This is a genomic window from Streptomyces sp. URMC 123, assembly GCF_051386515.1.
Classification (GTDB): Bacteria; Actinomycetota; Actinomycetes; order Streptomycetales; family Streptomycetaceae; genus Streptomyces.
Genome location: NZ_JBPQTV010000307.1, coordinates 1 through 7,682, shown reverse-complemented (window position 1 = coordinate 7,682; position 7,682 = coordinate 1). Strand labels below are relative to the sequence as shown.

Genomic DNA, 7,682 nt, shown 5'->3' with positions numbered 1-7,682 from the left:
CCCCCGCCGTCTGCGGCACCCCCACCGCCCACGCCCGGCGCGTCATCGCCGAACTCGAGCCCTTCGACCGGGGCTTCTTCACCGGGGTCGTCGGCTGGCAGGACGACCGGGGCGACGGCGAGTGGGTCGTCACCATCCGCTGCGCTGAGGCCGAGGAGCGCGGCCTGCGGCTGTACGCGGGCGCCGGGGTCGTCGCCGCCTCCTCGCCCGCCGCCGAGACCGCCGAGACGGGCGCCAAGTTCCGTACCTTCCTGCACGCCGTTGGAGCAGACCAGTGACCACCGCCCCCACCCCCACCTGGCCCGCCGCGTACGCGGAGCGCTACCGCGCCGCCGGCTGGTGGCGCGGCGAGACCTTCGGGGAGATGCTGCGCGAGCGGGCCGTACGGCACGGCGACCGGATCGCCGTCGTCGACCCCGCCACCGACCGGCGCTGGTCGTACCGCGAACTCGACGAGCGGGCCGACGCGCTGGCCGCCGGCTTCCTCGCCCGGGGCATCGCCAAGGGCGACAAGGTCGTGGTGCAGCTCCCGAACATCGCCGAGTTCTTCGAGGTGATCTTCGCGCTGTTCCGGATCGGCGCGCTGCCCGTCTTCGCGCTGCCCGCCCACCGGCTCACCGAGATCCGCCACTTCTGCGCGTTCACCGAGGCCGTCGCGTACGTCGTCCCCGCTGTCGCCGACGGCTTCGACCACCGGGCGCTGGCCAGCGCCGTACGGGCCGAGGTCCCCACCCTCCGCCATGTGTTCGTCGTCGGCGACGACCCCGGCGAGCACACCCGGCTCGCGGACGTGCCGACCGCGCCGGTGCCGGTTCCCGACCCGCCGCGCCCGGACGACCTCGCCTTCCTCCAGCTCTCCGGCGGCAGCACCGGCGTGCCCAAGCTCATCCCGCGCACCCACGACGACTACCTGTACTCGATCCGGGGCTCCAACGAGATCTGCGGCGTGGACGAGAGCAGCGTCTATCTGTGCGCGCTGCCCGCCGCCCACAACTTCCCGCTCAGCTCGCCCGGCACGCTCGGCGCGCTGTACGCGGGCGCCCGGGTGGTGCTCGCCCCGCGGCCCACCCCCGATGTCGCCCTCCCGCTGATCGAGCGGGAGCGGGTCACCCTCACCGGGCTGGTGCCGCCGCTCGCCCTGATCTGGCTGGAGGCCGCGCCGCGCGGCGAGCACGACCTGTCCAGCCTGGAGGTGCTGCTGGTCGGCGGCGCGAAGTTCAGCGAGGAGGCGGCCCGCCGGGTGCGGCCGGTCCTCGGGTGCGCGCTGCAGCAGGTCTTCGGCATGGCGGAGGGCCTCGTCAACTACACCCGCCTGGACGATCCCGAGGACGTCGTGGTCACCACCCAGGGCCGGCCCATCTCCCCGGACGACGAGATCCGGATCGTCGACGACCGGGACGCCGAGGTGCCGCCCGGCACGCCGGGCCATCTGCTGACCCGCGGCCCGTACACCATTCGCGGCTACTGGAACGCGCCCGAGCACAACGCGCGCTCCTTCACCGCCGACGGCTTCTACCGCACAGGGGACATCGTCCGCAGGACGGCGAGCGGCCACCTGGTGGTGGAGGGCCGGGCCAAGGACCAGATCAACCGGGGCGGCGAGAAGGTCGCCGCCGAGGAGATCGAGAACCATCTGCTCGCGCACCCGGCCGTGCACGACGCGGCCGTGGTCGCCATGCCCGACGACTACCTGGGCGAGCGCACCTGTGCCTTCGTCGTCCTGCGCGAGGCTCCGGCCGGCGGCACCGGCGGCACCGGCGGCACGGGAGGCCCCGGCGGGGCGGAGGGCGCCCAGGGTGACCGGCCGCTGCGGCCCGCCGCCCTCAAGCGCTTCGTCCGGGAGCGGGGGCTGGCGGCGTACAAGGTGCCCGACCGGGTGGAGTTCGTCGACGCCTTTCCCGCCACCGGGGTGGGCAAGGTGAGCAAGAAGGACCTGCGGGCGGCGATCGCCGAGCGGCTGCGGGCCGCCACGGGGGGCGCGCCGGCCTGATCGACTACGGGCCTCGGCCGGGCACTGGCCTCCGCCGGCCGCGTACGGGCCCCAGCCGCCGCGTACGGGCCCGCCGGACGCACGTCCGCTCCCACCTCGTACGGGCCCCCGCCGCCGCGTACCGGCCCGCCTCGTCCCATCCCTGTTCCGTCTTCCCTCCCGTACCGTTTCCGAAAGAGACCACCCGTGGCCCTCCCCGCCATCGCGCCCTATCCGATGCCCTCGGCCGACGACCTGCCGGCCAACCGTGTCGCCTGGCGCCTCGACCCCGACCGCGCCGTGCTGCTCGTGCACGACATGCAGAACTACTTCCTCGACGCGTTCACCCAGGGCGCCTCGCCCCTCACGGAGCTCCTGAACAACGGCGCCCGGCTGAAGAAGGAGTGCGAGCGCCTCGGCATCCCCGTCGTCCTCTCCGCCCAGCGCGGCGGCCAGAGGCCCGAGGAGCGCGGTCTGCAGCAGGACTTCTGGGGCCCCGGGCTGCCCGCCGACCCGCGCGCCGAGGCCGTCACGGACGCGCTGGCCCCCGGGCCCGACGACACCGTCCTCACCAAGTGGAAGTACAGCGCGTTCGTGCGCACCGAGCTCGCCGAGCTGATGCGCGAACAGGGCCGTGACCAGCTCCTGCTCATCGGCGTCTACGCCCACATCGGGGTGCTGACCACCGCCTGCGACGCCTGGATGCGCGACATCCAGCCCTTCCTCGTCGCCGACGCCGTCGCCGACTTCTCCGAGCGCGACCACCGCCGGGCCCTGGAGTGGGCGGCCGGCAGATGCGCCCTCGTCACCACCACCGACCGCGTGCTGAACGGAATCTGACCACCATGGCCCTGACGCTCGACCTCATCCGCAACGACGTCGCCGATGTCCTCGGCGAGGACCCCGCCGACCTCCCCGACGACGAGAACCTCGTCGACTACGGGCTGGACTCGGTCCGTCTGATGGCGCTCGCGGAGCGCTGGCGGCGCGACCACGGCGTCGAGGTGACCTTTGTCGACCTCGCCGGCCGGCCCGCCATCGAGCAGTGGGCCGCGCTCCTGGGCGTGGTCTCATGACCGCGGTCCTGGAGCCTGCGACGACGACGGCTGACGGGCGGTTCGGGGAGGCGGCCGGGCGGTTCGGTGAGGCGGTGGCCGGAGGGCTCGGGGAGCCCGCCACGGCTTCCGGTCGGCCCGGGGAGGCGGCGGCCGCTGGGCGGACCGCGGCGGGCGCCCGGACCGGCCCCGGGCTGCCGCCGACCGCCGCCCAGGCGGCCGTTCTGCGGGCCCAGGCGCTGGACCCGGACGACCCCGCGCACCACACCGCCGAGCTGTACGAGATCTCCGGCGACCTCGACCCCGTGCTGTTCGCCGAGGCCCTGCACCGCACGGTCGGCGAGACGGACGCGCTGCGCGTGCGCTTCGTCGACACCCCGGAGGGGCCGCGCCAGGTGCCCATCGCCATCGAACCGCCCGGCCACGGCTTCCCCCTGCACGCCGCGGACCTGCGCGACCAGGGGGACCCGGACGCCACGGCGCGGGCCTGGACGACGGCCGACCTCGCCGACCCGTTCGACCTCGCCGCCGGGCCGCTCTTCCGGAACGCGCTGTTCCGAGTGGGGGACCGGCGCTGGCTCTGGTACCACCGGGCGCACCGAGCGGCGCTGGACGGCTTCGGGATGACGCTGGTCGCCCGCCGGGTCGCCGAGGCGTACTCCGCGCTCGCCACGGGCGCCGAACCCGGGCCGAGTCCCTTCGGCCGGCTCTCCGACCTCGTCGCCGAGGACACCGCGTACCGGCTGTCGGAGCAGTACGCCGAGGACCGCGACCACTGGGCCGGACGGCTCCGGGGGGCTCCGGCGGCCCCTGACCGACCCGATGCGGGGGCTTCGGCGGCCCCCGGCCGGCCTCGTGGGGGAGCCCTGACGGCCCTGGAGCGACCGCGTGCGGAGGTTTCGGCCGCCCCCGGTCCGGACCCGCGGGCCGCTCGTGGCCGCACCGCGCCGCGGCGCCCCGCCCTCCGCCGTACCGCGCTGCTGTCGCCGGAGGCGGCGGAGCGGCTCCGCGATCTCGCCGCGGCCGTCCGCGCCACCTGGTCGGACGTCGTCATCGCGGCCCAGGCGCTGCACCTGGCCCGGACCACGGGCGCCGAGGACGTACTGCTGCGGCTGCCCATGATGGGCCGCGCCGGCACCACCGCCCTGCGCGTGCCCGGCACGGTCGCGAACGTCGTACCGCTGCGGCTCGCCGTCATGCCCGACACCACCTTCGCCGAGCTCACCCGGCAGGTCGCCCTCGGCGTCCGGGACGCCCGCCGCCACCAGCGGTACCGGTTCGAGGACGGCCTCGGGGCGGCCGCCGACTCGGGCGGGTACGGCGGCTGCGCCCCCGACGGCGCCGGCTTCGGCGGAGACGCTTCCGGCCCCGGTGCGCATGGCTCCGACGGCCCCCGCTCGGATGGCTCCGGTGACCCCCTTGCGCACGGCTCCGGCGGACCGGGCGAGTACGGCTTCGACAGCCCCTGCGCGTACGGCTCCGACGGCCCCCGCGTGTACGGTTCCGACCGTCCTGGCGCCCGCACCGCCGCCCCGGCGGGACACCGCGCCGGCCCGCTGGTCCAGGTCATGCCGTCCGGCCCCGGGCCGCTCTTCGCCGGCGCCCGCTCGCATGTGCTGCGGCTCGCCTCCGGGCCGGTGGACGGCCTCACCGTCACCGTGCAGGAACGTGCCGACGGCGCCGGTCTGCTGATCGACCACGACGCCGACCCCGACGGTCACGACGAGGACGGGCTCGCCGGCCATCAGGAGGGCTTTCTGCGCCTGTTGGACGACCTCGTGGCCGGCGACCCGCACGAGCCCCCGGCGCGGCCGGAGCCCCCGGTTCGGCGACCGGCCCTTCCCGGCATGGCCCCCGGCCCCCGGAGCGCCCCGCTCGACGCCTTCGCCGAGCTCGACGACACCTCGGTGGCCCTGCCGCCCACCACGGTCATCGGCCCCATCGAGGCATGGGCCAACCGCACCCCCGGCGCGCCTGCCGTCGTCCTCCGCGACCTGACGGTCCGTTACGGCGAGCTCAACGCCCGCGCCAACCGGCTCGCCCGCGAACTCATCGGCCGCGGCGTCCGCCCCGGGGCCGTGGTCGCCGTCGCCCTGCCGCTCTCGCTCGACCTGATCGTGGCGCTGCTCGCCGTACTGAAGGCCGGCGGGGCGTGCAGGGTCCTCGACCCCGCCGCCCTGCCCACAGTCCTGTCCACCGAGCGGTTCGCCGCAGTCCTGGGCGACGCGGCGCCCCGCTGTGTCGTCACCGACGCGGCGACGGCGGCGGCCCTGCCCGCGAGGGCGTTCGCCGACCGCCCCCGGCTCGTCCTGGACGACCCCGCCACCCGGCGCGCCCTCGCCGGCCGGCTCACCACCAATCCCGGCCGGGCCCTCACCCCGCACCACCCGGCCTGTGTCGTGCTGCCCGAGCCGGCCCGTGTCGTGCTGCCCGAGGGGAGCGACCGCCACGGCAGCGGAGCCGCCCCCACCGGGGTCGTCGTCTCGCACGCGGCCATGGACAACCGGCTGCGCTGGGCCGGGAGCGTCGGTGCGCTCACTCCTGACGACCGCGTCCTCGCCCATGCCCCGTTCGGCTCCGAGGCCGCGCTGTGCGCGCTGCTGCTGCCCCTGCGGTACGGCGCGGCGCTCGTCCTGGCCGACACCGGCGGGCGGCCGGGACCGTACGGCGTGGCGGGTGCGGCCCGTACGAGGGCGGTGGGCGCGGCCCGTACGGATGCGGCGGGCCTGGCTCGTACGGTGCGCGAACAGCGCGTCACCACGGCGTGTGTGACCGAGGCCGGGCTCGGGGAGCTCCTCGACGCCATCGAGGCCGCCAAGGCCGCCAAGGTCGCCGAGGTCATCGATGGCGTCGACGCCGGCGCCTACGCCTACGCCTCCACCGAGGCCGACGCGACCACGGACGGGGCGCCCGCGTACCCGCGCCGCATCCTGTGCTCCGGCGGCGCACTCTCCCGGGAGACCGTCGAGCGCGCCCATCGGCTGCTGCCCGGCGTGGCCCTGCACCGCTTCCACGGCCCCGAGGGCTCGGCCGTCGCCGCCCTCCACCACCCGTGCGCGGCGCAGGATTCCGGGCCCGTGCCCCTCGGGGTGCCGGGGTGGAACACCCGGGTGCGCCTCCTCGACGCCGCCCTGCGGCCGTGTCCGCCCGGCGTTCCCGGCGAGCTGTACCTCGCGGGGGACCGGCTCGCCACCGGCTTCGCCGGTCGGGCGGCCCTCACCGCCGCGCGCTTCGTCGCGGACCCCTACGGGGCGCCCGGCGCCCGGATGTACCGCACCGGTGAACGCGCCACGCTCCGGCCCGACGGCACGCTGGCCGCCGCCCCCATGGCCACGGACGGGGCCGCTCCCTCGCCGCCGGAGTGCGCGGGCCCGCGCACCGGCTGACCACCTGTCGGCGGCAGGGGGAGGCGGCCGGTCGGCGGCGCGTGACCGGGCTGCGGCGATACGATGTTCGGCCGCGATCACGGTCGTGAGCGCGCGAACGGGAAGCCCGACACGAGGGGGACGAGCGAGCGTGACGAGCGAGGAGAACGGGCGGGCGGCCGTACGCGAGCACGGAGGGCCGGCGGGCGACGGGCCGTTGGGCGGGCTGGCGGGCGGGCCGACGGGCGACGGGCCGGTGAGCGGGGGAGCAGCCGGCGCGGGACCGACCGGTGCGACCGGTGGGGAGGCGACGACCGTACTGTCGCCGCGCCTCCTGCGCCCGGACGACGCCCTGCCGGCGCCCCTGGACGGTGATCGGTCCGGCGCGCCCCACGCCTGGCTGCTGCGCGTGTCCGAGCACACGGCCGCCGCCGGCGCGCACGAGTATCTGCTCGACGCGGAGGAGCGGTCCCGGGCGGCCGCCTTTCTGCGCGAGGCCGACCGTGACCGTTATCGCGTCGCGCATGTCGCGCTGCGCCGGCTGCTCGGCGCCTGTCTCGACAGCGACCCGGCCGGGCTGCGGCTCGTCCGCGAGGACTGCCCCGGATGCGGCGGCCCGCACGGCCGTCCCGCCGTCGCGGGCGCGCCCCTGCACTTCTCCCTCTCGCACGCCGCCGATCTGGTGCTGATAGCGGTCGCCGGCGTGCCGGTCGGTGCCGATGTGGAGCGGGAACCGGCCCCCTCGGTCGCCGCCGAGATCGCCGCCCGGCTGCACGAGCGCGAGCGCGTGGAGATGGCCGCCCTGCCCGAACGGGACCGGCCGGCGGCCTTCACCCGCTGCTGGAGCCGTAAGGAGGCGTATCTCAAGGGCATCGGCATCGGCCTGGCCGAGGACCCCTCCGTCACGTATGTCGGCGCGGGCGCGACCCCGGGCCGCCCGCCGGGCTGGGTGCTCCGGGACGTGGCCGTCCCCTCGGGGTACGCGGCGGCGTGCGCGCTGCGCGACGGCACGGGCTCGCCGGCGGCGTCAGCAGACGCCGGACGCTGAGGGCGCGCGGCTGCCGTACGGGGGCGGTCCGCCGCGGTTGGCCGTACGGGTGCGGCCCGTCGCGTATCCGTACGTGCCGCTCCCGTTTCCGCGCGCCCGTGCCCGCCCGGCGGCGCATCCTGGAACCAGGGGGCGCAGGTCGGCAGTGCGAGGAAGGGTGGCAGGCCATGAGCCCGAGGACGTCGAGGCGCGGCAGGGCCGGAGGCGGCGGGCGGGCCGCCGGCCCGGGGGGTCGCGGCGGCCGG

At 76.8% G+C, this 7,682-nt stretch carries 6 protein-coding genes; all 6 read left to right on the top strand.

All coding sequences use genetic code 11. The features are described from left to right. Positions 1-278: chorismate-binding protein (locus ACSNOD_RS25635; RefSeq protein ID WP_436769420.1), on the top strand; the 278-nt coding region annotated here is incomplete at its 5' end. After that, a complete protein-coding gene (locus tag ACSNOD_RS25630) occupies positions 275-1,990 on the top strand; it encodes a (2,3-dihydroxybenzoyl)adenylate synthase (protein WP_436769419.1) in 1,716 nt (571 codons plus the stop codon). The genes ACSNOD_RS25635 and ACSNOD_RS25630, both read left to right, overlap by 4 nt. Before the next feature lie 186 nt (positions 1,991-2,176). Further along, positions 2,177-2,809 carry an isochorismatase family protein gene (locus ACSNOD_RS25625; protein WP_436769418.1) on the top strand — a complete coding sequence of 211 codons (633 nt, stop codon included), beginning with the start codon at positions 2,177-2,179 and terminating at the stop codon, positions 2,807-2,809. A gap of 5 nt (positions 2,810-2,814) precedes the next feature. After that, positions 2,815-3,045, top strand: a complete 231-nt coding sequence (locus ACSNOD_RS25620; protein WP_436769417.1) for a phosphopantetheine-binding protein — start codon at positions 2,815-2,817, stop codon at positions 3,043-3,045. Then, complete coding sequence (locus ACSNOD_RS25615; RefSeq protein WP_436769416.1) at positions 3,042-6,410, top strand: condensation domain-containing protein; 3,369 nt, start codon at positions 3,042-3,044, stop codon at positions 6,408-6,410. The genes ACSNOD_RS25620 and ACSNOD_RS25615 overlap by 4 nt, the downstream gene beginning before the upstream one ends. Before the next feature lie 130 nt (positions 6,411-6,540). Then, complete coding sequence (locus ACSNOD_RS25610) at positions 6,541-7,437, top strand: 4'-phosphopantetheinyl transferase family protein (protein WP_436769415.1); 897 nt, start codon at positions 6,541-6,543, stop codon at positions 7,435-7,437. The last annotated feature ends 245 nt before the right edge of the window (positions 7,438-7,682 follow it).

Bases quoted from the DNA above. Each gene is read 5' to 3' on its own strand.
- ACSNOD_RS25615 (WP_436769416.1), top strand. From the start codon at position 3,042: ATGACCGCGGTCCTGGAGCCTGCGACGACGACGGCTGACGGGCGGTTC.
- ACSNOD_RS25620 (WP_436769417.1), top strand. From the start codon at position 2,815: ATGGCCCTGACGCTCGACCTCATCCGCAACGACGTCGCCGATGTCCTC.